The organism is Bradyrhizobium sp. GW821-FHT12B03 (assembly GCF_058807535.1).
Window position 1 is genome coordinate 1 of sequence record NZ_JBXAQU010000026.1, and the last position, 21,496, is coordinate 21,496.

At 64.6% G+C, this 21,496-nt stretch carries 21 protein-coding genes and 1 pseudogene; 14 read left to right on the top strand and 8 right to left on the bottom strand.

The window, feature by feature from the left end:
- The 4 genes from AC1RUR_RS34345 to AC1RUR_RS34360 form a co-directional block, all read left to right on the top strand.
- Positions 1 to 204, top strand: a 204-nt coding sequence (locus tag AC1RUR_RS34345) for a chemotaxis protein CheW (protein ID WP_492852369.1), incomplete at its 5' end; no start/stop codon positions are given.
- Between the two features lie 73 nt (positions 205 to 277).
- Positions 278 to 643 (top strand): response regulator, encoded by a 366-nt coding sequence (locus tag AC1RUR_RS34350; RefSeq protein WP_007600538.1) that lies wholly within the window; start codon positions 278 to 280, stop codon positions 641 to 643.
- 75 nt (positions 644 to 718) lie between these two features.
- On the top strand, positions 719 to 1,930 hold the full coding sequence (locus tag AC1RUR_RS34355) for a protein-glutamate methylesterase/protein-glutamine glutaminase (protein WP_492852371.1): 1,212 nt from the start codon (positions 719 to 721) through the stop codon (positions 1,928 to 1,930).
- Positions 1,927 to 2,799 carry a CheR family methyltransferase gene (locus tag AC1RUR_RS34360; protein ID WP_492852373.1) on the top strand — a complete coding sequence of 291 codons (873 nt, stop codon included), beginning with the start codon at positions 1,927 to 1,929 and terminating at the stop codon, positions 2,797 to 2,799. The genes AC1RUR_RS34355 and AC1RUR_RS34360 overlap by 4 nt, the downstream gene beginning before the upstream one ends.
- 75 nt (positions 2,800 to 2,874) lie before the next feature.
- Here the strand turns inward: AC1RUR_RS34360 and AC1RUR_RS34365 are convergent, their stop codons facing one another.
- The 4 genes from AC1RUR_RS34365 to ctrA form a co-directional block, all read right to left on the bottom strand.
- On the bottom strand, positions 2,875 to 4,035 hold the full coding sequence (locus AC1RUR_RS34365) for a glutathionylspermidine synthase family protein (protein ID WP_492852374.1): 1,161 nt from the start codon (positions 4,033 to 4,035) through the stop codon (positions 2,875 to 2,877).
- A gap of 58 nt (positions 4,036 to 4,093) precedes the next feature.
- Entirely contained in the window at positions 4,094 to 4,486 is a 393-nt protein-coding gene (locus tag AC1RUR_RS34370) for a hypothetical protein (RefSeq protein WP_492852375.1), read from the bottom strand.
- Between the two features lie 14 nt (positions 4,487 to 4,500).
- On the bottom strand, positions 4,501 to 4,905 hold the full coding sequence (locus AC1RUR_RS34375) for a DUF350 domain-containing protein (RefSeq protein ID WP_492852376.1): 405 nt from the start codon (positions 4,903 to 4,905) through the stop codon (positions 4,501 to 4,503).
- Positions 4,906 to 5,077: 172 nt separating this feature from the next.
- Positions 5,078 to 5,779: a response regulator transcription factor CtrA gene (gene ctrA, locus AC1RUR_RS34380; RefSeq protein WP_008138878.1), complete on the bottom strand. Its 702-nt coding sequence runs from the start codon at positions 5,777 to 5,779 to the stop codon at positions 5,078 to 5,080.
- A gap of 416 nt (positions 5,780 to 6,195) precedes the next feature.
- Here ctrA and fliI point away from each other — a divergent pair, with 416 nt between their 5' ends.
- The 7 genes from fliI (at position 6,196) to AC1RUR_RS34415 (ending at position 14,126) form a co-directional block, all read left to right on the top strand.
- Positions 6,196 to 7,521 carry a flagellar protein export ATPase FliI gene (gene fliI, locus AC1RUR_RS34385; protein WP_492852378.1) on the top strand — a complete coding sequence of 442 codons (1,326 nt, stop codon included), beginning with the start codon at positions 6,196 to 6,198 and terminating at the stop codon, positions 7,519 to 7,521.
- Positions 7,522 to 7,654: 133 nt separating this feature from the next.
- A complete protein-coding gene (gene fliJ, locus AC1RUR_RS34390) occupies positions 7,655 to 8,074 on the top strand; it encodes a flagellar export protein FliJ (protein WP_011084990.1) in 420 nt (139 codons plus the stop codon).
- A gap of 314 nt (positions 8,075 to 8,388) precedes the next feature.
- Positions 8,389 to 8,934, top strand: a complete 546-nt coding sequence (locus tag AC1RUR_RS34395; protein ID WP_492852381.1) for a sigma-70 family RNA polymerase sigma factor — start codon at positions 8,389 to 8,391, stop codon at positions 8,932 to 8,934.
- Between the two features lie 37 nt (positions 8,935 to 8,971).
- Complete coding sequence (locus AC1RUR_RS34400; protein WP_492852383.1) at positions 8,972 to 10,039, top strand: anti-sigma factor; 1,068 nt, start codon at positions 8,972 to 8,974, stop codon at positions 10,037 to 10,039.
- A 161-nt stretch (positions 10,040 to 10,200) separates the two neighbouring features.
- Positions 10,201 to 11,160: a helix-turn-helix transcriptional regulator gene (locus tag AC1RUR_RS34405; RefSeq protein ID WP_492852385.1), complete on the top strand. Its 960-nt coding sequence runs from the start codon at positions 10,201 to 10,203 to the stop codon at positions 11,158 to 11,160.
- A 219-nt stretch (positions 11,161 to 11,379) separates the two neighbouring features.
- Positions 11,380 to 12,606 (top strand): NAD(P)/FAD-dependent oxidoreductase, encoded by a 1,227-nt coding sequence (locus AC1RUR_RS34410; RefSeq protein ID WP_492852387.1) that lies wholly within the window; start codon positions 11,380 to 11,382, stop codon positions 12,604 to 12,606.
- Positions 12,607 to 13,061: 455 nt separating this feature from the next.
- A complete protein-coding gene (locus AC1RUR_RS34415) occupies positions 13,062 to 14,126 on the top strand; it encodes a transglycosylase SLT domain-containing protein (RefSeq protein ID WP_492852389.1) in 1,065 nt (354 codons plus the stop codon).
- Between the two features lie 315 nt (positions 14,127 to 14,441).
- Here the strand turns inward: AC1RUR_RS34415 and AC1RUR_RS34420 are convergent, their stop codons facing one another.
- The gene (locus AC1RUR_RS34420) at positions 14,442 to 15,368 is read right to left on the bottom strand and encodes a LysR substrate-binding domain-containing protein (protein ID WP_492852391.1); all 927 of its coding nucleotides are present in this window, start codon (positions 15,366 to 15,368) and stop codon (positions 14,442 to 14,444) included.
- A gap of 110 nt (positions 15,369 to 15,478) precedes the next feature.
- On the opposite strand from AC1RUR_RS34420, the pseudogene AC1RUR_RS34425 reads away from it, so the two are divergent.
- From AC1RUR_RS34425 to AC1RUR_RS34435, 3 genes and pseudogenes are all read left to right on the top strand, one after another.
- Positions 15,479 to 15,577, top strand: a pseudogene (locus AC1RUR_RS34425) (alpha/beta hydrolase); the annotation flags it as partial.
- A gap of 277 nt (positions 15,578 to 15,854) precedes the next feature.
- Entirely contained in the window at positions 15,855 to 16,673 is an 819-nt protein-coding gene (locus AC1RUR_RS34430) for an alpha/beta fold hydrolase (protein WP_492852393.1), read from the top strand.
- 326 nt (positions 16,674 to 16,999) lie between these two features.
- A complete protein-coding gene (locus AC1RUR_RS34435) occupies positions 17,000 to 17,332 on the top strand; it encodes a hypothetical protein (RefSeq protein WP_492852395.1) in 333 nt (110 codons plus the stop codon).
- Between the two features lie 912 nt (positions 17,333 to 18,244).
- Here the strand turns inward: AC1RUR_RS34435 and AC1RUR_RS34440 are convergent.
- From AC1RUR_RS34440 to AC1RUR_RS34450, 3 genes are all read right to left on the bottom strand, one after another.
- A complete protein-coding gene (locus AC1RUR_RS34440; protein WP_270166865.1) occupies positions 18,245 to 18,445 on the bottom strand; it encodes a hypothetical protein in 201 nt (66 codons plus the stop codon).
- A gap of 294 nt (positions 18,446 to 18,739) precedes the next feature.
- The gene (gene flhA / locus AC1RUR_RS34445) at positions 18,740 to 20,881 is read right to left on the bottom strand and encodes a flagellar biosynthesis protein FlhA (protein ID WP_492852397.1); all 2,142 of its coding nucleotides are present in this window, start codon (positions 20,879 to 20,881) and stop codon (positions 18,740 to 18,742) included.
- A 304-nt stretch (positions 20,882 to 21,185) separates the two neighbouring features.
- Positions 21,186 to 21,488: a copper-binding protein gene (locus AC1RUR_RS34450; RefSeq protein ID WP_492852399.1), complete on the bottom strand. Its 303-nt coding sequence runs from the start codon at positions 21,486 to 21,488 to the stop codon at positions 21,186 to 21,188.
- Positions 21,489 to 21,496 lie beyond the last annotated feature (8 nt).

The window sequence follows — 21,496 nt, forward strand, 5'->3', positions numbered from 1 at the left end:
CGCGGTGAATCCTACGGCCTCTTGATCGACCAGATCGGCGAAGTGCTGCGCCTGCCCGAGGCCGGCATGGAGGAAAACCCCGTCAACCTCGACCCCCGCATGGCCAAGCTCGCCGGCGGCGTCCACCGCCTCGACGGCCAGCTCATGGTCGTCCTCGACGTCGATCGCGTCCTCGAGCTCGCGCCCGAGATGATGGCGGCCTGATACGGCGCCATCGCCGCCGACGGACTTGCAATTGGAAGTGCCCCCGCAAAGGGGACAGGAAGCAGAGGCTCATATGCGAACTTGTCTCGTCGTTGATGATTCCAGCGTCATCCGCAAGGTTGCGCGCCGGATCCTGGAGGGCCTCGACTTCCAGATCCTCGAAGCCGAGGACGGTGAGAAGGCGCTGGAGGCCTGCAAGCGCGGCCTTCCGGACGCGGTGCTGCTCGACTGGAACATGCCGGTCATGGATGGCTACGAGTTTCTCGGCCATCTCCGGCGCATGCCCGGCGGCGACCAGCCCAAGGTGGTGTTCTGCACCACCGAGAACGACGTCGCGCACATCGCGCGTGCGCTTCATGCCGGCGCCAACGAGTACATCATGAAGCCTTTCGACAAGGACATCGTGACGGCGAAGTTCCAGGAAGTCGGCCTGATCTGAGCGATCGTCCGGAGGCCGAACGGATCCTTCGGCGATTGTCTTCAACTGAACCGTTTCAGTCTGAGTTGGTGAGTAATGAGTGTTGCGTTCGCAGGTAATTCGACCACGAGTTCGTCGCGCGAAGCGGGGCCGCTGCGGGTGATGATCGTCGACGACTCCGTCGTCATCCGCGGTCTGATCTCGCGCTGGGTCGGCGCCGAGCACGACATGGAGGTCGCAGCCTCGCTGCGCACCGGGCTCGAGGCGGTCAACCAGCTCGAACGCATCAATCCCGACGTTGCCGTGCTCGACATCGAAATGCCCGAGCTCGACGGCATCTCGGCATTGCCGCAATTGCTGGCGAAGAAGCGCGATCTCGTCATCATCATGGCCTCGACGCTGACCCGCCGCAACGCGGAGATCAGCTTCAAGGCGCTGTCGCTCGGCGCGGCCGACTACATTCCGAAGCCGGAATCGACGCGCGAGGCGTCGGCCGCCGACACCTTCCATCACGACCTGATCCAGAAGATCCGTCACCTCGGTGCACGGCTGCGCCGGAAGCCCGCGGTTGCGAGCCCGCCGCTGGCGCCTGCGAGCCCAAGCTCGAGTGCAAGTCCCGCTCCGGCTGCACGTGCACCGGCTGTCGCGCGGCCCGCCGCGCCCGCACCGGCCGTGCCTGCGCCGTCGTCGGGGGCGCTGTCGACGCGCCCGTTCTCGACCCAGGCACCGAAGGTGCTGCTGATCGGTTCCTCGACCGGCGGCCCGCAGGCGCTGATGGCCCTCGTCACCGAGCTCGGCCCTGTCATCGACCGCGTCCCGGTGCTGATCACCCAGCACATGCCGCCGACCTTCACCACCATTCTCGCCGAGCATCTCGCGCGCTCCAGCCGCAAGCCGGCAGCCGAGGCGGTCGACGGCGAGCCGGTGAAGCCGGGACGGATCTATCTCGCGCCCGGCGGCAAGCACATGCGCGTCGTGCGCAGCGGCGCGGACGTGGCGATCGCGCTCGACGACGGCCCCGCCGTCAATTTCTGCAAGCCCGCGGTCGATCCGCTCTTCACCTCCGCCATCGACATCTGGCACGGCGCCATCCTCTCCGTGATCCTGACGGGCATGGGCTCGGACGGCATGCGTGGCGGCAAGGACATCGTTGCGGCCGGCGGCAGCGTCATCGCACAGGACGAAGCCACCAGCGTCGTCTGGGGCATGCCGGGCGCGGCGGCCAATGCCGGCATCTGCGCGGCGATCCTGCCGCTCAACCAGATCGGCGCCAAGGTCAACCGCCTGTTCGCGGGAGACCGTTCGTGACGCCGGTCGACTACGATTATCTGCGCAAGTTCCTGAAAGAGCGCTCCGGCCTCGATCTCTCCGCCGACAAGCAGTATCTGGTCGAGAGCCGGCTGCTGCCGCTTGCCCGCAAGGCGAGTCTATCCGGCATTCCCGATCTCGTGCTGAAGATCAGGAACGGCGACGGCCGGCTTGCGACCGACGTGGTCGAAGCGATGACCACCAACGAGACCTTCTTCTACCGCGACAAGATCCCGTTCGATCATCTGCGCGAGACCATCCTGCCCGGACTGATCCAGGCGCGCGCGGCGCGCAAGAGCTTGCGCATCTGGTCGGCGGCGTCGTCGACGGGACAGGAGCCCTATTCGATCGCGATGTGCCTGAAGGAGATGGGCGCGGCCCTGGCCGGCTGGCGCATCGAGATCGTCGCCACCGATCTGTCGCAGGAGGTGCTGGAGAAATCGAAGGCAGGCGTCTACAGCCAGTTCGAGGTGCAGCGCGGCCTGCCGATCCAGCACCTGATGAAGTACTTCACGCAAACAGGCGAGCTCTGGCAGCTCAATGCCGACATTCGCGCCATGGTGCAGTTCCGCCAGCTCAATCTGTTGCAGGATTTCTCCCATCTCGGCACGTTCGACGTGATCTTCTGCCGCAACGTGCTGATCTATTTCGACCAGGGCACCAAGGCGGTGATCTTCGAGCGGATGGCGAAGGGGCTGGAAGCCGACGGCACGCTGCTGCTCGGCGCCGCCGAATCCGTCGTCGGCATCACCGACGCGTTCCGCCCCGTCGCTGATCGCCGCGGTCTCTATCAGCTCAACCCGGCGCGCTCCGGCCGCCCGATGGGCGGATTGATGCCGCAGCCGCTGAAGATTGCAGCGGCAAGGTGAACTTTCTTCCTTCTCCCCTTGTGGGAGAAGTAGAACTCTCGCTTACCCTCCAGGGGAGGGTAAGAAGCAAGCCTCTTACAAAATCGCGTGCGGCAGAAACCGCGAGCCGTTGCCGGTGATCGGACGCTCGTCTTCGCGGATCGACAGGCCGCAGGGTTCGTGGTTCACCAGCCAGCTTCCGATCACCGGATAGAAGCCGGAGAAGTTCGGCAACGGCGAGAGCGCCTGCCGCACGAAGCCTTCTGCACCATAAGGACCCGCGTGCTCGTCGAGCGGCATTCCGCCGGACACCAGCGTGACATTGGCGCCTTCGCGCGACAGCAGTGGCTTGCGCACATAGGAGCTGCCGAGCTCGGCTGCGCGCGGATCGTCCTCGAAGAAGGCCGGCAGCAGATTGGGATGGTTCGGAAACATCTCCCAGAGCAGCGGCAGGATGCCCTTGTTGGAGAGCACCGCCTTCCACGGCGGCTCGATCCAGCGCGTCGGCGCGCCCTCGAGCTTTGCGCCGAAGGCGTCGTGAAACATCCATTCCCAGGGATAGAGCTTGAAGGCGAGTGCGATGTCGCTGTCATCGAGATCGACGAAGCCGCCTCCCTCGTCGCGCCAGCCGATCGCTTCAATGTCGAGCAGCGTGGTCGATAGCCCCGCCTGGCGCGCGGTGTCTTCGAGATAGGCCAGCGTGCCGGCGTCCTCCTCGTTGCCGGTGGTGCCGGTGAGATGGAGATGGCGGCCTGCGGCGATCGTCTTCCACGCCGCGATCAGCCGCTCGTGGATGGAGTTGAACTGGTCGGAGCGCACCGGGATGATGCGGCGTTCGATCGCCTGTTCGAGCCAGGTCCATTGAAACACCGCAGCCTCGAAGATCGAGGTCGGCGTATCCGCGTTGTATTCGAGCAGCTTTGCCGGCGACTTGCCGTCGAACCTCAGGTCGAGCCGGCCATAAAGGCTGCGGTCGTCGCGCTTCCAGCTCTCGGCGATGAAACTCCAGGACGCCTCCGGGATCTTCAAGCGCCGCAAGTGGCGCTCGTCGCCGATCACGCGGCCGGCAAGCTCCAGGCACATCGCGTCGATCTCGCCGGTCGGCGTTTCGATGCCGCGCTCGATCTCGTCGAGCGTGAAGGCGTAATAGGCACGCTCGTCCCAATAGCGGTCGCCGCCGTTGGTGTGGAAGACGAAGCCGCATTGTGCTGCGGTCTCTCGCCAGTCGTCGCGCTCGAGGCAGGTGATGCGTTGCATGTTATTTCCTGCGCATGATCTTGTCGGAAAACCGGTCACCACTTTTCCGGATCATGCGCTAGCCGCCGCCCGAGAAGCCGTGGCCGAACGAGCCGAAGCCGCCACGGCTCACGCTGCTGTGGCCCGAGTCGGATGACGTGCTCGACGAAGAATGGCTGGAGGAATCGCTGCTGAAGAAGCTCGATCGCGACGATGAGCCCGAGCCGCCGCCGCCACTCGAGGAGCTGCTTCGGCTGCTGCACGCGGTGCTCGTCTGCACCGCTGGATCCGTCCCGGGAGGAGGAGGCTCGCAGGTCTGCCGCGGCATCAGCGCGTAGGCGGTGGTGCCGACCGCGATCGTGCCCATCACGAGCAGAGCGACATGGCCGGAGCGTTTCACCGGGGGGCGCGGAGGCGGCGGCTCGACGGGCCGGCGCTTGCCGAACTGCTTGCTGGTGGGTTTGTCGGCCATATCAGTTGATCATGTCAGTAGATCATGCAGGCGGCGTTCAACAGGCCGGCTGCGAGCGAGGACAGGCCGAGCCAGATCGCCGGGGCAAGCTCGCCGTCGGCGATCCGCGCCGACAGGTTCGGCACCGGGACCTTGACGAGGAAGAACACGATGATCTGGACGATCAGCGCGATGGTCGCCCAGATCAGGCAGTCCAGCACATTGGCCGAATGCGCGATCGCGCTGACCAGCGGCGCCACGAAGCCGAGCAGGCTGAGGCCGAGCGAGATCGCCGCGGCCGGCTCGTTGTCGCGGATCAGCTGGAACTCGTTGTGCGGGGTGATGCGGGTGTAGACGAACAGATACGCCACGATCGCGATCAGCCCGGTGCAGAAGTAGACCAGGAAGGCGGGCAGGCCGGCGAGTGATTGCAGGATCATCGTTCCCCCATCGTGCAGCGACCATTCGTCGGCGGGGAGAGGATAACGGTTCAACGACGGGACGGCGATGGAGCCGCGTCCGCATCCCCCAAAAAACAAAACCCCGCCATTTGCGGCGGGGTCCAGGCTGGGAGGAGCGAGCCGAACGGGCTCGCGACGTAAACCCAGAAGATCAGGCGGGAATGCGCTCTTCGTGCTCGTGCGGCTCGCGCAGCACGTAGCCGCGGCCCCACACGGTCTCGATGAAGTTGCGGCCTTCGGAGGCGTTGGCGAGCTTCTTGCGGAGCTTGCAGATGAAGACGTCGATGATCTTCAGCTCGGGCTCGTCCATGCCGCCATAGAGGTGGTTGAGGAACATTTCCTTGGTCAGGGTCGTGCCCTTGCGGAGCGAGAGCAGCTCCAGCATCTGGTATTCCTTGCCGGTCAGATGCACGCGCTGGCCGCCGACTTCGACCGTCTTGGTGTCGAGGTTGACGACGAGGTCGCCGGTCTGGATGACCGACTGGGCATGGCCCTTGGAGCGGCGCACGATCGCGTGGATGCGGGCCACCAGCTCGTCCTTGTGGAAGGGCTTGGTCATGTAGTCGTCGGCGCCGACGCCGAGACCCTTGACCTTGTCCTCGATGCCGGCGAGGCCGGAGAGGATCAGAATCGGGGTCTTGATCTTGGAGACCCGGAGTTGCTTGAGCACGTCGTAGCCGGACATGTCAGGCAGGTTGAGGTCGAGAAGGATAATGTCGTAATCGTATAATTTACCGAGATCGACGCCTTCTTCCCCCAAATCGGTCGTGTAGACGTTGAAGCTCTCAGACTTCAGCATCAGCTCGATCGACTGCGCGACGGCGCTGTCATCTTCAATCAGCAAAACGCGCATGCCAGTTCCCCATAGTCGCCGCTCCTGGGCGTCAGGTCGGCCGCATTCGCGGCACTCAACAAAACGCCTTTGAACAACTGATTCGGATCCTGACAACAGATGGTTAACAAATCCTGATTCTGGAACGCAAGTCCCCTGGGTGCAATTTTTCTCGAATCGCCCTAAGGTCTTGCGCGCGAAGCAGCTTTCGTTATCCGGTTCCGTTCAAGTTCCACTTTAAGAGACGGGCCTAACCGACTCCCGCGACTCAGCCTTCTTCTGAAGGGGAGTCACGCTCAGTCACAAAGACAGTGACGCAATGATTAACGATGCGGGTAAACACGAAGTTAAGCGCCGTTCAGAAATATGGCGAAACTTAAGAGTTTCACCGTGAAAGCCCGGGATCGCGAAGACGCCCCCCTGATGAAGGCCCTCTTATGAAGGCTCTGGCCGAACAGATCGGCGATATCGACGGCGTCAATATCTATGGCCGTGTGGTTGGCGTGCGCGGCCTGATGGTCGAGGTGGCCGGTCCCATCCATGCGATGTCGGTCGGCGCGCGGCTCGTGATCGAGACCGGCGCCAACCGTTCGATTCCCTGCGAGGTGATCGGCTTCTCCGGCAACAATGCCGTCGTGATGCCGTTCGCGGGGCTCGACGGCGTGCGCCGCGGCTGCAAGGCGGTGATCGCCAATGCCGCCAACCAGGTGCGCCCCTCGGCGGCCTGGCTCGGCCGCGTCGTCAATGCGCTCGGCGAGCCGATCGACGGCAAGGGGCCGTTGCCGCAGGGCTCCTCGCCGATGCCGTTCCGCAATACGCCGCCGCCGGCGCATTCGCGCAAGCGTGTCGGCGCGCCGCTCGATCTCGGCGTGCGCGCGATGAACACGTTCCTCACCTGCTGCCGCGGCCAGCGCATGGGCATCTTCGCAGGCTCCGGCGTCGGCAAGTCGGTGCTGCTGTCGATGCTGGCGCGCAACGTCGACGCCGCCGTCAGCGTCATCGGGCTGATCGGCGAACGCGGCCGCGAGGTCCAGGAATTTTTGCAGGATGACCTCGGCGAGGAGGGCCTGGCGCGCTCCGTCGTCGTGGTCGCGACCTCCGACGAGCCGGCGCTGATGCGCCGCCAGGCGGCGTATCTGACGCTCGCGGTCGCCGAATATTTTCGCGACGAGGACAAGGATGTCCTCTGCCTGATGGACTCGGTGACGCGCTTTGCCATGGCCCAGCGCGAGATCGGCCTGTCCGCCGGCGAGCCGCCGACCGCCAAGGGCTATACGCCGACCGTCTTTACCGAGCTGCCGAAGCTGCTGGAGCGGGCCGGACCGGGCCTCGGGGAGGGCGCGATCACCGCGATCTTCACGGTGCTGGTCGATGGCGACGATCACAACGAGCCGATTGCCGACGCCGTCCGCGGCATCCTCGACGGCCACATCGTGATGCAGCGCTCGATCGCCGAGCGCGGCCGCTACCCCGCCATCAACATCCTCAAATCCGTCTCCCGAACCATGCCGAAATCGGCCGATCCGGAGTTCTGGCCGACCATCCAGAAGGCGCGGGCGGTGATGGCGACCTATGCCGACATGGAGGAGTTGATCCGGCTCGGCGCCTATCGGGCCGGCTCCAGCCCCGAGGTCGACGAGGCGATCCGCCTGCACGAGCCGCTGGAAGCCTTCCTGCGCCAGCGCAAGGACGAAAATGCCTCGCTGGCGGACGGCTACCGCCAGTTGGCGCAAATCCTCGGTAACTTGGAAACGGAACGCTAACTTTGTCAGGTCATCATCCACTCTCACAGAGTAGCAGAGCCGGTCTTGGCCCCAATTGGGCCTGTGGGGAGACCGGTGTTGTCCCAATGTGTGTATGTCTTGCAGCCAGGGGACTTCTGGGGAGTACGAGTCGATGAAGTCACGTGATACCCTCATTCGCCTGAAGAAATTTCAGGTCGACGAGAAGCGCCGCCGGGTCACCCAGATCGAGACCATGATTGCCGACTTCCAGCGGATGTCGGTCGATCTCGAACGCGAGATCCAGACCGAGCAGGAGCGTGCCGGGATCAACGATCCCTCGCACTTCGCCTATCCGACCTATGCCAAGGCCGCGATCCAGCGCCGTGAGAACCTGACCCGCTCGGCCGACGAGCTCAAGGGCCAGCTCGACGAAGCCAAGGCCGCGCTGGCCGAGGCCTTCGAGGAGCTGAAGAAGGTCGAGCTCCTCGACGAGCGCGACCAGGCCCGCGAACGCGCCGAGGAAAACGCCCGCGAGCAGGCCGACCTCGACAGCATCGGCCTGATGCGGGCCCGCATCGGCGCCGTCGCCTGAGGCGCTAGCAGCCGGACCACCGAGATTGCAGAACCCGGACCCGCAAGGTCCGGGTTTTCGTATGTGCTGTCCACAGCGTGGCGCCACGCCCCTTGGTGGTCGGCTTTGCTGCGCGCTATGGTAGCGGAAATGAATGCTGTGCCAGCGACGGCGGTGTCCACCTCTCCCTTGGGAGAGGTCGGCGCGGAGCGCCGGGTGAGGGGTGACGGTTTCCCGTTAGCCGTGCGCCCCCTCACCCGATTTGCTGCGCAAATCGACCTCTCCCCGTCGGGGAGAGGTGAAGGGAAGCGACGGGGCGCGTTTCAGGGGGCTGAATGCTGACGCCAGCAGAGCTGGTCGGGCTGTTTGAGGAGGTCGCCAAGGGCGATCAGGCCGCGTTCGAGCGCCTCTACGGCGCCACGCGTGCGAAACTCTATGGCGTCGTGCTCCGTATCTTGCGTCGGCAGGATCTCGCAGAGGAGGTCATTCAGGAGACCTACGTCAAGATCTGGAACAGCGCCGGCCAGTTCAATCCGGCCCTGTCGTCGCCGATCACGTGGATGGCGTCGATCGCACGCAATCGTGCGATCGATATCGTGCGCAAGAAGTCGGAAGTCTCCATCGAGGAAGAGCCTCAGGCGATGGAGGTCGCCGCCGACAGCCCCGATCCGCTGGCGCGGAGGGAGATGACGGAGGAGTTGAAGCGGCTCCTGGAATGTGTCGGCCGGCTCGAGCCGGACCGTCAGAGGCTCGTGCTTCTCGCCTATTACAACGGCTGGAGCCGCGAGCAATTGGCGGAGAAATTCGCTGCGCCCGTCAACACGGTGAAGACGTGGCTGCGGCGCAGCATGCTGGATATCCGCGAGTGTCTCGGATTATGAGGGTTTCTACTGTGAGGGTGGTTCTGGACCGCAAGTGATGGCCTACACGGAGGACCATATCGCGCTCGCCGCGGAATATGCGCTCGGCACCCTCGACGCCGACGAGCGCGCGCAGGTCGAGACCATGATGGCGGTGGACAAGGCGTTCGCTGATGTCGTGCAGGCCTGGGCCTATCGGCTCGGCGTCCTCAACCAGATGGTCGGCACGATCGAGCCGCGCCCGATCGTGTGGGAGAACATCAGGCGCGAGATCGCGCGAACGGCGGCTGCGCAGGAGCCGCCCGTGCCGTCCGAAGCCTCGCCGCCACCGCCGCCCGTGCCGCCGGCTGCCGCGTTCGAGGCCTTGCCGCCGGAGCTTGTTTCGGCCGAGCCTGCATCGCCAGAGCCACCATCTGCGGACGTGCAGCGGCCGGAGCCGCCGCCGTCCGACTCCGATGTCATCCCGGACTTCGCTCCGCAATTCGTGCCGCAGACCCACGCGCCCGATCCGCGCATCGTGCCGGTCACGCAGGTGCCGATCGTCGACGACACCAACGTGATCTATCTCGAGAGCCGCGTGAAGCGCTGGCGCTCGATCGCATCCGCCGTCGGTGCGCTCGCGGCCGCGCTGCTGGTGACGCTGTCGCTTCAGATCTTCAAGCCCGACGCGCTGCCGGGGACCTTGCGTCCGGCACCGCGCATCCAGACGGTCGAGGTGAAGACACCGGCGCCGCTCGCGGCGTCCTCGCAATATGTCGCGCTGTTGCAGGGCCAGGCCGGCGGGCCGGCCTTCATTCTGACGGTGGATGGCGCGACCAAGAACTTCACCGTGCGCAAGGTCGGCGCGACGCCGGAGCCCGGCAAGAGTTTTGAGCTCTGGCTGATCTCCGACAAGCTGCCGCGCCCGCGCTCGCTCGGCGTGATCGGCGGCGGTGACTTCACCGCGCGTCCGCTGCTCGCCTCCTACGATGCCGACGTCGTCAACGGCGCGACCTATGCCGTCACCGTCGAGCAGGCCGGCGGCTCGCAGAGCGGCCAGCCGACCTCGGCGCCGGTGTTTTCCGGCAAGCTGATCGAGACCGTGCCGCCGTCCCAGCCGCAGCAGCAGGTTCCGGCGAAGAAGTAGCAATCCGGTTCCTGTCGCCACCGTCCATTCCTCCGTCGCATCCCGACAAGCCCGGCCAAATCCGCCCCGGATTTGAACCTCTCCGCATTTCGCGGCGTCAAATCCCCGGAATTTGCAGTCGGCGCCGCCGATCGTGGTGCCGGAGAGGGGCGAGAAATCAGATGGATGCAGCGAAAACGCCGGGCATCTTCGTTCACCAATATGCGGGCCTGCCGCACGGCCCGGCGTTCGAACATTGGCGCGACCGGGCCTTCGGTTCCTGTGGCCTCGACATCGGGCCGAGCCATGGCGACAGCATCGATTGCCGGCTCCAGATCAGCGTGGTCGACAATATCGCGCTGGCGATTCCGGAAGGTGCTTCCGCGCAATATTCACGCACGCAAAGCCACCTTGCCGACGGCAGCGACGATCTCGTCCTGATCGCGGCCCATGCCGGCCTCGTCCGGGTCGGACAGAACGGCCACACCGTCGAGCTCGCGCCCGCGCAGATGGTGCTCGTCGACATGGGTGTCACCGGCACCGTCGGCCACACCATTGAAGATCGCTTCACCAGCATCCGCATGCCGCGCCGCGCGCTGCTCGACATCAATCCGCGCGCCGAGGACAAGCTCTCGCAGGTGCTCTCCGACGGCGCCGTCGCCGAGACCATCTTCCGCTACCACGCGCTCGCCGCCAATCACGGCCCGCATCTCGACGCCGTCGGCCAGCGCCTGACCGCGCAGCACATGGTCGATCTCGTCGGCCTCCTGCTCGGCACCGATGCCGATCATGCCAGCCTCGCGCGCGGCCGCGGGCAGGCGGCGGCGCGTCTCGATCTCATGCGCGCCGACGTGATGGCCGCACTCGGCCGCAACGATCTCTGCCTGTCGGAAGTTGCGACGCGCTCGGGCTTGAGCCCGCGCCAGGCACAGCGCCTGTTCGAGCAGGCCGGCACGACCTTCACCGAATTCGTGCTGGAGCAGCGCCTGCTGCAGGCGCGCAAGCTGCTCGGCGATCCCCGTGCCAGAACGCGCAAGATCAGCGACATCGCGCATTCCTCGGGCTTCTCCGACCTGTCCTATTTCAACCGTGCCTTCCGCAAGCGCTTTGGCGCGACGCCGTCGGACCTGCGCGAGGGCTAGAGCGTTTTCGAGCGAAGTGGCTACCGGTTCGCGTAAAGAAAACGCGTCAAGACAAAAACCCAGAGCCCCGTTCCGATTTCATCGGAACGGAAAAGGCTCGGAGCCGGGATTTTATGCAGCGGCGCGATGCCGCCACGGTTGGTCGATCCGGCCGGATGAGCTAATCTGCCGGCGCGGGGCAGACCGCGAGATTTTCTCGGGATAAAGCAGCAAGCGGACATGGCGCGTATTGTCGTGCTCGGCGCCGGATTTGCAGGCCTGTGGGCGGCCATCGGCGCCGCGCGCAAGCGCGACGAGATCGGCGCTGCCGGCCGCGACATCGAGATCCGCCTCGTCGATCGCAATCCCTATCACAACATTCGCGTGCGCAATTACGAGGCCGACCTCAGCGAGGTCGCGCTTCCGCTCGAGCCATTGCTCGATCCGATCGGCGTCGACCATGGCATCGGCGAGGTCGAAGCCATCGATCCGGCACGGCGCGAGATCTCGCTGGTCGGAAGCGGGGGCGATGAGACGCTCTCCTACGACCGGCTGGTGCTGGCGCTCGGCAGCGAGGTGATGCGTCCCGACATTCCGGGCCTTGCCGGCCATGCCTTCGACGTCGATACCTACGCTGCGGCGCTGCACCTCGAGGATCATCTCGTCTCGCTCGGGCGCAGCGTGCCCTCGCCGGGGCGCTCGACGGTGGTGGTGGTCGGCGCCGGCTTCACCGGCGTCGAGGTCGCGGCCGAGATGCCGGACCGGCTGGCGCGTGCCGGCATCACCGGCAGCCGCCGCATCATCCTGGTCGATCCCAATCCGGCGCTGGGCGCCACCATCGGCGCGCATGCGCGTCCCGTCATCGAGACCGCGCTCGCCTCGCTCGACGTCGAGACACGGCTCGGCGCGCGCGTCGTATCGGTCGAGGCCGCCGGCATTCACCTGAGCTCGGGTGAATTCATCCCGGCCCGGACGGTGATCTGGTGCGCCGGCATGCGCGCGAGCCGGCTGGCCCAAAACTTTCCGGACGCGCGCGATCGTCTCGGTCGCCTTCTCGTCGATCCGTTCATGCGGGTTGCCGATGTCGGCGGCGTGTTCGCGGCCGGCGACGTCGCCTCCAGCGTGGTCGACGGACTGCACCCGACCGTGATGTCCTGCCAGTTCGCCCGCCCGATGGGCCGCTTCGCCGGGCATAACGTCGTCGCCGATCTCGCCGGCCTGCCGATGCTGCCGCTGCGGATCGACTGGTACGTCACCGTGCTCGATCTCGGCGGCTGGGGCGCGCTCTACACGGAGGGCTGGGATCGCGAGGTCCGCGCCACCGGCGCCGCCGCGAAGGCGACCAAAGAGACCATCAACCGCAAGCGCATCTATCCGCCGATGAGTGGCAGCAAGGACGAGCTGTTCGCCGCGGCCGCACCGACGGTGCAGGCGCCGCCGCCGACCTATGGAGCGCCGCGCCGCTGAGCCGGCGGTATGAGGATTGTCCGCGGGCTTGCTCCGCCTCTCCCGCTTGCGGGAGAGGCCGACGCGCCCCGGGCGATGCGAAGCATCGTCCCGAACGCGGCGGGTGAGGGTTCTCGCTACGCAGGGACGTCCTCCGCAATCCCCAATAATCCCGACGCGGAGACACCCCCACCCCAGCCCTCTCAGCGCGAGCGAAGCTCGTCGCGGCCCGCGAGCGGGAGAGGGAGCCGACTGCCAATGCCGCCGCATCGCGCACACCATATGCGATTGCCCTGCCCGCCCAGGGGCCGTGCCGCCTGTGACCCGAAGCGGGACACGCCCGATGAGTGGCGAGGCAGAAAGTCTGCTCTCGTTCACCTCATTTAAACCTTAAGATTTTACGAAGGAGGCTGACCACAGGCCCCTGGAAACATGCGACCCCCCTTCGTACAGCAGTCATCCGTGGACTTCGGGCCATGAAGGTTTGGCAGACCAGCTGCGTCGTGGGTGTCGTCGCATCCGTGGGACTCTATCTGGCCGCCGGAAACAGATCGGCTGCGACGGCGCCGGATGTCATGCGGGAAGCGGCAGCGAACTTTGCAGCATCTGCGGACGTGGCGGCTCCAGCCAACATTGTGACTCCTGCGAACATGGTGACGCCCGCGCTGTATGCGGAGGCATCCGCCAGGCTCGCGGCAGCGCTTCGGGCAGAACGAGCAGAGCTTGACGCAGTGACGTCAGCAAGCTCCGCGCCGTTGAGCACCGGAGCCGACATCGCCGATCATCCCGCCGGGCCGAAATTGGCGTCGTTGGGAGATGACATCGTCCAGTCGCTGCCGCCAGCGCGCGATGTGTCCGATGGTGCTCCGAAAGCGGCGTCGACGCCGGATTTCCGTTATCTGACCTATTACATCTGGTCCGAACTGCCGCCCGCCGAGAAACCGGCGGAGATCGTCTTGCGTGCGTTGAAGGACATTCCGGTCGGAACGCCGGCTGAGGAGATCAAGCGCGCTTCCGACGCGTTTGGTCTCGATGTCAATTTCATGATGGCGGTTGCCAAGATCGAATCCGGTTTCAATCCCAATCAACGTACCGGGTCGTATATCGGCCTGTTTCAGCTGAGCCAATATGAGTTCGGGAAGTTCGGCTTCGGGCAGATTCGTAGTCCGCGGGACAACGCCGTAGCGGCCGCCTACAAGATCATGACCGAAGGCGTCCAGTTCGGGTGGATCACGCACCGGACGCCGGACATGAGCGATCTTTACCTGATCCATCAGCAGGGCTGGGAAGGTGCCGCCGAGCACATCAGCCGGCCTGCTCGCACCGCCTGGAAATCGATGTGCGCCACCAGCGAAGGCAAAGAGAAGGGCGAGAGGTGGTGCAAACGCGCGATCTGGGGCAATGCACTTCCGGCGTTCAAGCGCACCTGGAAATCGGTGGACAACGTGACGTCAGAGGCGTTCGTCGGCATGTGGCGCGGCCGGGTCGCCGAGTTCTACACGAAATATGTGGCGACCGCCGCTGCGGCGGCAGGCCAATAATTCCGTTGTCGCCGGGGCCGTGCCACGCCTGCATTGCCAGCCGGGCTTGAGCAGGGGCTCAATCAACGGACTGCCCGCTTGGTCGACCTCGAACTTCCGCCCAGGCTGCTCGCTCGTGCCGACGCAGCTATCGAATAGCGAATGGCATCAGTTATTCTGCATGAGTCCGTTCATGAGTCCGTTCTTGAGACGGTTCTTGGCCCATCGCCGAAGCAGCGTCGCACCTCGCTGAGGTCCGCTCATTGAGGCATGGCGGACTAGATTTGCTCAGGTTGAGTTCTTCGCATTTTGACCCGAAGCGGACTCCCGCGTCGGCTACTGGTCAGCTTCAACATAGCGGATGATGCTTTGGTTCTGGACGTTTGCAACCAATTCATCTGCGCGGGACAAAAGACGGCGGAGCAGGGGCGACGGATTGGCCCGATTGTATCCCAGCGCCAGATCGACCGTTGGCGTGCCGCCCTCGAGCGCTCTGGCGACGACGTTCGGTGCCAGCATGTTCTGTGCATAGAGCGGGACGAGGCTGATTCCGCCCGTGGAGGCCACGAGCGACATGGCCGATGATATGTTTTCGCCTTCGTACTTCGCCTTGAGAGTAATGCCGACCTGGGATGCGTAATTCTGTATGACCTCCTGCAAGACCGGCGATGTTCTTGCCGAGCTGACATAGATCTCGCGGGCCAGATCCTGGGGGCGAATCTTCTTGCGCGATGCCAGACGATGTTCGGCCGGCAGCACGGCAATCAAGGGCTCCTTCGCCAGCATCTTGAAGACGACGCCGTCGTTGCCTTTCTCCGGACGAAGGAACGCTATGTCCAGCTTTCCCCGCATCAATGCGAGCGCGAGCTCCGGTGAAGACTGCGTGCTGAGCGTGACTTCGACATCGGGCGCTTCCTCGCGGAGGATGCGCAGCAACTGGGGGAGCCACATCACCTCTAGCCCAACGAGAAAACCCATCGAGAGAACGGGCCTTTGCGGTTGCGCGGTCTGCCGGGCCCCTTCCGTTGCGGCCTCCACCTGCAGCAGCGCCAGCCGCGCATGATCGAGAAACACGCGTCCGGCGGCGGTCAGCGCCACGCCGCGCGCCTGGCGCTCCAATAACTGGACGCCGACTTCGGTTTCCAGATCGCGGATCTGCCGGCTCAGCGATGGCTGAGAGGTGTTCAGTCGCCGCTGTGCGGCGGTCAGCAGGCTGCCCTCTTCAGCGATGGCAACGAAATAGCGCAGGTGCCGGAGCTCCATGACCCCTCGTATATCTTCCAGGCATAGCTCGGAGCCTACAAGGTCTTGGTCATCAGCCAAAGAGGGATTTACCGTTTCGCAGTCTCCAACCAAGAAAAGGACAACGAACAATGTCGACGCCGAAGCCTCGTACCGTCTTCAGCAAAGTGATCCCAGCACTCCAGGCCGATAGGCACGGCGTGATCGCAATTCAGTACGGCCTCGACAATTCTGCAGCGCGATCGAGAGTGGCATCCCTCATTTAGCAGGAAACGCGCGCGAATGCGCAGGAGCGACGAATAGCGCCGCGCCGGATCCGGCGATAGCGCATCGGCGATCGGGTGTTGCCACGGCAAGGGCTCGCCGGCGAGGCCGCTGAACATCGTGTCTTTTGGAAAGCCAGGGGGCGCGATGTCTGGCCTGATCAGCTTGGGCCAGCTTGCTTTTTCTAGACCCCCGTCCGCAAACTTTTCAACAAATGTCTAACAGCACAGATGGAGCGACTCGATGTCCACGATCACGACCACAGACGGCGTAAACATCTTCTACAAGGATTGGGGATCAGGTCAGCCGATCGTGTTCAGCCACGGCTGGCCGCTGTCAGCGGACGACTGGGACGCCCAGATGATGTTCTTCCTTCATCACGGGTATCGTGTGATCGCCCACGACCGGCGCGGCCACGGCCGGTCCGACCAGCCCAGCACCGGCAACGACATGGACCATTGGGTTGACGACCTCGCGGCCCTGACCGAACACCTCGACCTGCGCGACGCGATCCACATCGGGCACTCGACAGGTGGCGGCGAGGTCGCTCGCTATGTCGCTCGCCACCAGAAGCGCGTCGCGAAGGCGGTTCTGGTCGCTTCACTGACGCCGAACATGTACCGGAGCGAGGGCAATCCGTCCGGTCAACCGCCGGAGTGGTTCGAAGCGATCCGGGCAGGCGTGCTGGGCAACCGGTCGGAATTTTACCGCTTCGTGCCTGAGAATCCATTCTTCGGGTACAACCTCGATGGGGCCAAGCCTTCGGAGGCAATCATTGCGAACTGGTGGCGCCAAGGCATGGCCGGCGGTGCTCTCGCTCACTACGCGACTGTCGACTCCTGGCTCGAAGATTATACTGAAGACCTCAAGAAGATCACCGTGCCGGTGCTGGTGATGCATGGCGAGGCTGATCAAGTCGTCCCGTTCGCAAGTTCCGTGCCGCGTGCGGTCAACCTGCTTAAGAACGGGTCGCTGAAAACTTATCCAGGCTACCCTCATGGCATGCTCACCACACATGCGGATGTCCTCAACCCCGACCTGCTCTCGTTCATCAGGTCTTGACGACATTTCTCCTCCGTCACCGCCTACGGCATTTGGGTTGTAGATTGAGGAGGGTTCGGGTTTGGTCGCTGTGACGATGGAGCGATCAAGAAGCTCAAACCCTCCTCGAACATTCGCCGGCCGCGACGAAGCGGTCCGCAGGGGTTCGGCTGCCGTTCTGAAGCGATAATCGGAGGATGTGCAAGCGGAGAAGCCGTCGCGGTGGCGGCTTCTCGCCCTGTTCGCGCATGCTACTCGACGTCCGCCTCTCGCCCCGCGGCGACATTGGAGCAATTCCGTCCATTGCCCTTCGGGGGCAAGGTTGTTACGATCGATGGACGCCACCAATGATTGTGGCGACCATGGATGGTTGCCCGGTTCGAGGTGGAGTTGTGGAGGACATGACCATGAGATTTTCCTCGCTGGTCCTTGCGGGCCTGGCTGTCGCCGTCTTGTCGAATGCCCCCGCCAACGCCGTGAAGAAAACGACGAAGCCGAGCGCTCCATCGACAGAGATCTATGATGCGGGTGCGCATTCCAAAGTGCTCGACCCGGACATAAGGGCGTTTGCGCCAGCCAAGGCCAGGACGTACGTGGAATGCAAACAAGGCCTATGGGCGCAAGGTGCGAACCCCAACTATCAGTACGCGGTCTGCAGCAGCATGGGCTACAAGAACTGACCGGTTCACGCATGCAGCGGTAGATCGCGAGCTGTTCGGCGGGAGCGGCCCCAAGCCCTTGCGTTGCCCGACGGGCAAAACACCCAGCCGGTCGGTCAATCAGCGCCGGCAAAAATATTCCACTTTACCGAAATTCGGAAACGGCGTATGTGTCGCGGCAACCCGGCCCAAGGAAGAGGGGCGTATCGCGATCGTCACGAACGCGGGCCGGACGGCGGTGGACGCGAGCCATATCGGCGCGAAGGCTTTTGCAGGGCGGGCAACCGTGAGCGAAAGACGTCGCGCACACGACCGGTGCGGTTCGCGTACGGCAAAATCGTGTGGTCCTGGCGCCCGGGGTCTGTGCGCCAAGTCTTGCGGTGATGTGGACTGCCCAACCGGGCATCCGCATCAGCCATCCGCAAGGCGACGGGGGCAATAGTGCAACGCTCCCCGGGGAGAGCGCGACATAAGCCGTAAAACCACTGCGCAGGGAAGGCCGGATGTTCAGGCTTCACCTGTATGCCGCTGTGCAGATTCCTGTTGCCACCTTTCGCACAGTGGACCGTGGGTGCCCGGCCGGCACCCGGTCTTCCCTGCGCCCTCTTTCAATCGAGGGTGAGATGATGGGCAAAGCTCGGGCGAGATCAGCCGCGAGGATGCGAAGTCATGCCGATACATCGAATACAGTCTCGTGCCCCGGACGCAGCGCAGCAACGCTTGCGCGTTGCAGCGCGTCGGTGACACGAGAGTGGCAATTGCTTTGACTGGCGATTTCGCACCGACCCCACATACCCCAGACATGAGAAAGCGCCCGTGGGGGGCGGGCGCTTTCTGTAGTCGACTTGGGGTTGGGGTCGTCTACATATCCACGTGGCGACTTTGGGGGGCTGGTAAAGAGCCGCGTGAATTCACAAAACTCGTCAGATCTCCTTAGCGAACGAGGGACGCGTTCGAACTGGTGACAACGACCGGCTTGCCGGCCTTGATGACGCGAGCCGTCTGGGTCAGACCTTCGTCCGAACCCGTGCGTGCCGTGATGCCGAAGCCCGCCACCGCGATCCCTGCGACGAGGGCGACGACCACGATCTTCAGGTGGGTCGAGCGATCTGCGCTGTAAATCGAGTGGTTCATGGAAGGCTCCTGCCGCCATCTACCCGAAGTAGTCGCTACCCTGTTCGGGCAGGTTCATGCTTCCGGTCCCCAACAACCTAGTATTGGGGGGATTCGTTCCCAAGAGGCGATCACAAGAGCGTGACAGGACGTGAAAGGTCGCGATCAAAAGCGACCCTTGATCGTACAATTTTGTAATGATTTCAAAGTCGTAATGTACTTTTCAGGCGCCTTGTCCGGATTTGGTCGACAAGGCGCCAGGAACTCAAAAACCATTTGCCTGTGGCCGAAAAACACACGGCTTCTTAAGGCAAATCAGATGCTTCCGACCGTTTTCAACCTCGCCCTGGGGTGGATTTCAGCCTGCGACAGCACCGTCGTCTGGGCGCGGAACCGCTCGACGAGGGAACGCACGAAGGGACGAATTGCCGCAGAGGTGACCAGCACCGGCGCCTCGCCTTCGCGCGCGGCGCGCTCGAAGGCCTCGCGCACGGCGGTCATGAACTCCGACAGCTTCGAGGGCTGCATCGCGAGGCTGCGCTCCTCGCCCTGGCCGATGATGGATTCGGCAAAAGCCTGCTCCCAGCGCGCCGACAGCGCGATCAGCGGCAGATAGCCGTTGTAGGAGGTGTTTTGGGCGCAGATCTGCCGGGCGAGGCGGGCACGAACGTGCTCGACCATGGTGGCGGGGTTGCGCGAGAAGGCCAGCGAATCCGCGATGCCCTCCAGGATGGTGGAGAGATCGCGGATCGAGATGCGCTCGGCGAGCAGCAGTTGCAGCACGCGCTGGATGCCGGAGACCGTGACCTGGCCGGGGACGATGTCCTTGACCAGCTCGCTCTGCTCCTTCGGCAGCTCCTTGAGCAGCTTCTGCACCTCGCCATAGGAGAGCAGGTCCGACATGTTGGCCTTGAGCAGCTCGGTGAGGTGGGTCGAGAGCACGGTGGCGGCGTCGACGACGGTGTAGCCCTTGAGCGAAGCCTCCTCCTTGAGGCTGGCATCGACCCAGGTCGCGGGCAGGCCGAAGGTCGGCTCGGTGGTGTGGATGCCGGGCACCTGCACCTGGCTGCCGCCGGGGTCCATGACCATGAACTGGTTCGGCCAGATCTTGCCGCTGCCGGCGTCGACCTCCTTGATCTTGATGATGTAGGTGTTGGCCTCGAGCTGGACGTTGTCCAGGATGCGCACCGCCGGCATCACGAAACCCATCTCGATCGCCAGCGAGCGGCGCAGCGCCTTGATCTGCTCGGTGAGGCGGTCGGTGCCGTCGGGGCCGTTGACCAGCGGCAGCAGCGCATAGCCGAGCTCGATCTTGAGGTCGTCGATCTTCAGCGCCGCCGAGATCGGCTCCTCCGTCGCCGCCGTGCCCGGCGCACCGGGCTGACCTGCGGCGGGCGCGGCCTTGGCGACTTCGTCAGCCCTGGCGGTCGCGCGGTTGCGGTTGCGCGCGGTCCAGGCCAGCACGCCGGCGCCGGCGCCGAGCGCGAGGAAGGGGATGGTCGGAATGCCCGGCAGCGCCGCCAGCACCAGCATGACGGCCGAGGACATCGCCAGCGCCTGCGGATAGCCGGAGAACTGCTTCATCAGCGCCTTGTCGGCGGCGCCCGAGACGCCGGCCTTGGAGACGAGCAGGCCGGCCGCGGTCGAGACGATCAGCGCCGGCACCTGGGTGACGAGGCCGTCACCGACCGTCAGCAGCGTGTAGCTGCGCCCGGCGTCGGCGAAGGACAGGCCCTGCTGCGCCACGCCAATGATCATGCCGCCGACGACGTTGATGAAGACGATCAGAAGGCCGGCGATGGCATCGCCCCGGACGAATTTCGAGGCACCGTCCATGGCGCCGAAGAAGCCGCTCTCGTCCTCCAGCGCCTTGCGGCGCTCCTTGGCGACCTTCTCGTCGATCAGGCCGGCGGAGAGATCGGCGTCGATCGCCATCTGCTTGCCGGGCATGGCGTCGAGGTGGAAGCGCGCGGCGACTTCGGCGATACGGCCCGAACCCTTGGTGATGACGACGAAGTTGACGATGATCAGGATGGCGAAGACGATGATGCCGATGACGAAATTGCCGCCCATCACGAAGCTGCCGAAGGCCTCGATGACGTGACCGGCGGCATCCGTGCCCTCGTGCCCGTGCGACAGGATCAGGCGGGTCGAGGCCATGTTGAGCGACAGCCGCAGCATGGTCGAGATCAAGAGGATGGTCGGGAAGGCGGAGAATTCCAGCGGCGCCTGGATGAACAGCGACGTCATCAGGATCAGGATCGAGAGCGTGATCGAGATCGCCAGGAACAGGTCCAGCACGATCGCCGGCAAGGGGAGGATCAGCACCACCAGGATGGTGAGGACGCCGAGCGCCAGCGCGATGTCGCCGCGCTTGAGGATGTTGACGATCTCGGCAAGGGTGGGGACGCCGGCATTCGTGCTGCCTACGCCCTGTCCCGCGGTAAGGTCGACCATGGTAGCTGCCTCCCCGCGCGACTGTCGTCCGCGCGCCCCAATTGTCTGCGCGGCGGCCGAGGGGCCGCCGTTCCGAAAGTGAGGCACCGCACTGGCGTCCACGGGGGACCTCCCGTTTTACGCGGCTGACGACACTCGACTTCACCCGGCAATTCTTGCCGGGTGTATGGTTAGCAAAGGGTTAACGGAGGGGTGCGGCAGGAGGTCAGGCCGGGGTGTTTCGGGCTTGAACGGTGTCATTCCGGGGCGATGCGAAGCATCGAGCCCGGAATCCATCGTGCTGCAGGCGTTGGGGGAGGTGCCCCTACTTCGCCTTCTCCATCCTGGTCACCGTGTAGCCCGACGCCGCCTCCTCGGCCTCGAAGGTCACCTTGTCGCCGACCTTCACCTGCTTGAGCATCGCGGGGTCCTTGACGCGATAGACCATGGTCATGGGCTCATTCATGCCCAGGCTCTTGGCCGGGCCGTGCTTGAGCGTGATCTTGCCGGCGCTCTCGTCGATCTTCTTGACCTCGCCGCTGATCGAGGCGCCCTGGGCCGCCGCGGCGGCGAAGGTCAGGCCGAGCGTCAGTGCGAACGCGGCGGCGATGCGGGTGATCGAGTTCATGGTTCTCT

What these genes read in the sequence shown, in the direction of transcription:
- AC1RUR_RS34365 (WP_492852374.1), bottom strand. Translation starts at nt 4,035, where the DNA reads ATGCAACGCATCACCTGCCTCGAGCGCGACGACTGGCGAGAGACCGCA.
- AC1RUR_RS34400 (WP_492852383.1), top strand. Translation starts at nt 8,972, where the DNA reads ATGGCCTACACGGAGGACCATATCGCGCTCGCCGCGGAATATGCGCTC.
- fliJ (WP_011084990.1), top strand. Translation starts at nt 7,655, where the DNA reads ATGAAGTCACGTGATACCCTCATTCGCCTGAAGAAATTTCAGGTCGAC.
- AC1RUR_RS34405 (WP_492852385.1), top strand. Translation starts at nt 10,201, where the DNA reads ATGGATGCAGCGAAAACGCCGGGCATCTTCGTTCACCAATATGCGGGC.
- fliI (WP_492852378.1), top strand. Translation starts at nt 6,196, where the DNA reads ATGAAGGCTCTGGCCGAACAGATCGGCGATATCGACGGCGTCAATATC.
- AC1RUR_RS34395 (WP_492852381.1), top strand. Translation starts at nt 8,389, where the DNA reads ATGCTGACGCCAGCAGAGCTGGTCGGGCTGTTTGAGGAGGTCGCCAAG.
- AC1RUR_RS34370 (WP_492852375.1), bottom strand. Translation starts at nt 4,486, where the DNA reads ATGGCCGACAAACCCACCAGCAAGCAGTTCGGCAAGCGCCGGCCCGTC.
- AC1RUR_RS34420 (WP_492852391.1), bottom strand. Translation starts at nt 15,368, where the DNA reads ATGGAGCTCCGGCACCTGCGCTATTTCGTTGCCATCGCTGAAGAGGGC.
- AC1RUR_RS34430 (WP_492852393.1), top strand. Translation starts at nt 15,855, where the DNA reads ATGTCCACGATCACGACCACAGACGGCGTAAACATCTTCTACAAGGAT.
- AC1RUR_RS34440 (WP_270166865.1), bottom strand. Translation starts at nt 18,445, where the DNA reads ATGAACCACTCGATTTACAGCGCAGATCGCTCGACCCACCTGAAGATC.
- flhA (WP_492852397.1), bottom strand. Translation starts at nt 20,881, where the DNA reads ATGGTCGACCTTACCGCGGGACAGGGCGTAGGCAGCACGAATGCCGGC.
- AC1RUR_RS34435 (WP_492852395.1), top strand. Translation starts at nt 17,000, where the DNA reads ATGATTGTGGCGACCATGGATGGTTGCCCGGTTCGAGGTGGAGTTGTG.
- AC1RUR_RS34355 (WP_492852371.1), top strand. Translation starts at nt 719, where the DNA reads ATGAGTGTTGCGTTCGCAGGTAATTCGACCACGAGTTCGTCGCGCGAA.
- AC1RUR_RS34375 (WP_492852376.1), bottom strand. Translation starts at nt 4,905, where the DNA reads ATGATCCTGCAATCACTCGCCGGCCTGCCCGCCTTCCTGGTCTACTTC.
- AC1RUR_RS34350 (WP_007600538.1), top strand. Translation starts at nt 278, where the DNA reads ATGCGAACTTGTCTCGTCGTTGATGATTCCAGCGTCATCCGCAAGGTT.
- AC1RUR_RS34410 (WP_492852387.1), top strand. Translation starts at nt 11,380, where the DNA reads ATGGCGCGTATTGTCGTGCTCGGCGCCGGATTTGCAGGCCTGTGGGCG.
- ctrA (WP_008138878.1), bottom strand. Translation starts at nt 5,779, where the DNA reads ATGCGCGTTTTGCTGATTGAAGATGACAGCGCCGTCGCGCAGTCGATC.
- AC1RUR_RS34415 (WP_492852389.1), top strand. Translation starts at nt 13,062, where the DNA reads ATGAAGGTTTGGCAGACCAGCTGCGTCGTGGGTGTCGTCGCATCCGTG.
- AC1RUR_RS34450 (WP_492852399.1), bottom strand. Translation starts at nt 21,488, where the DNA reads ATGAACTCGATCACCCGCATCGCCGCCGCGTTCGCACTGACGCTCGGC.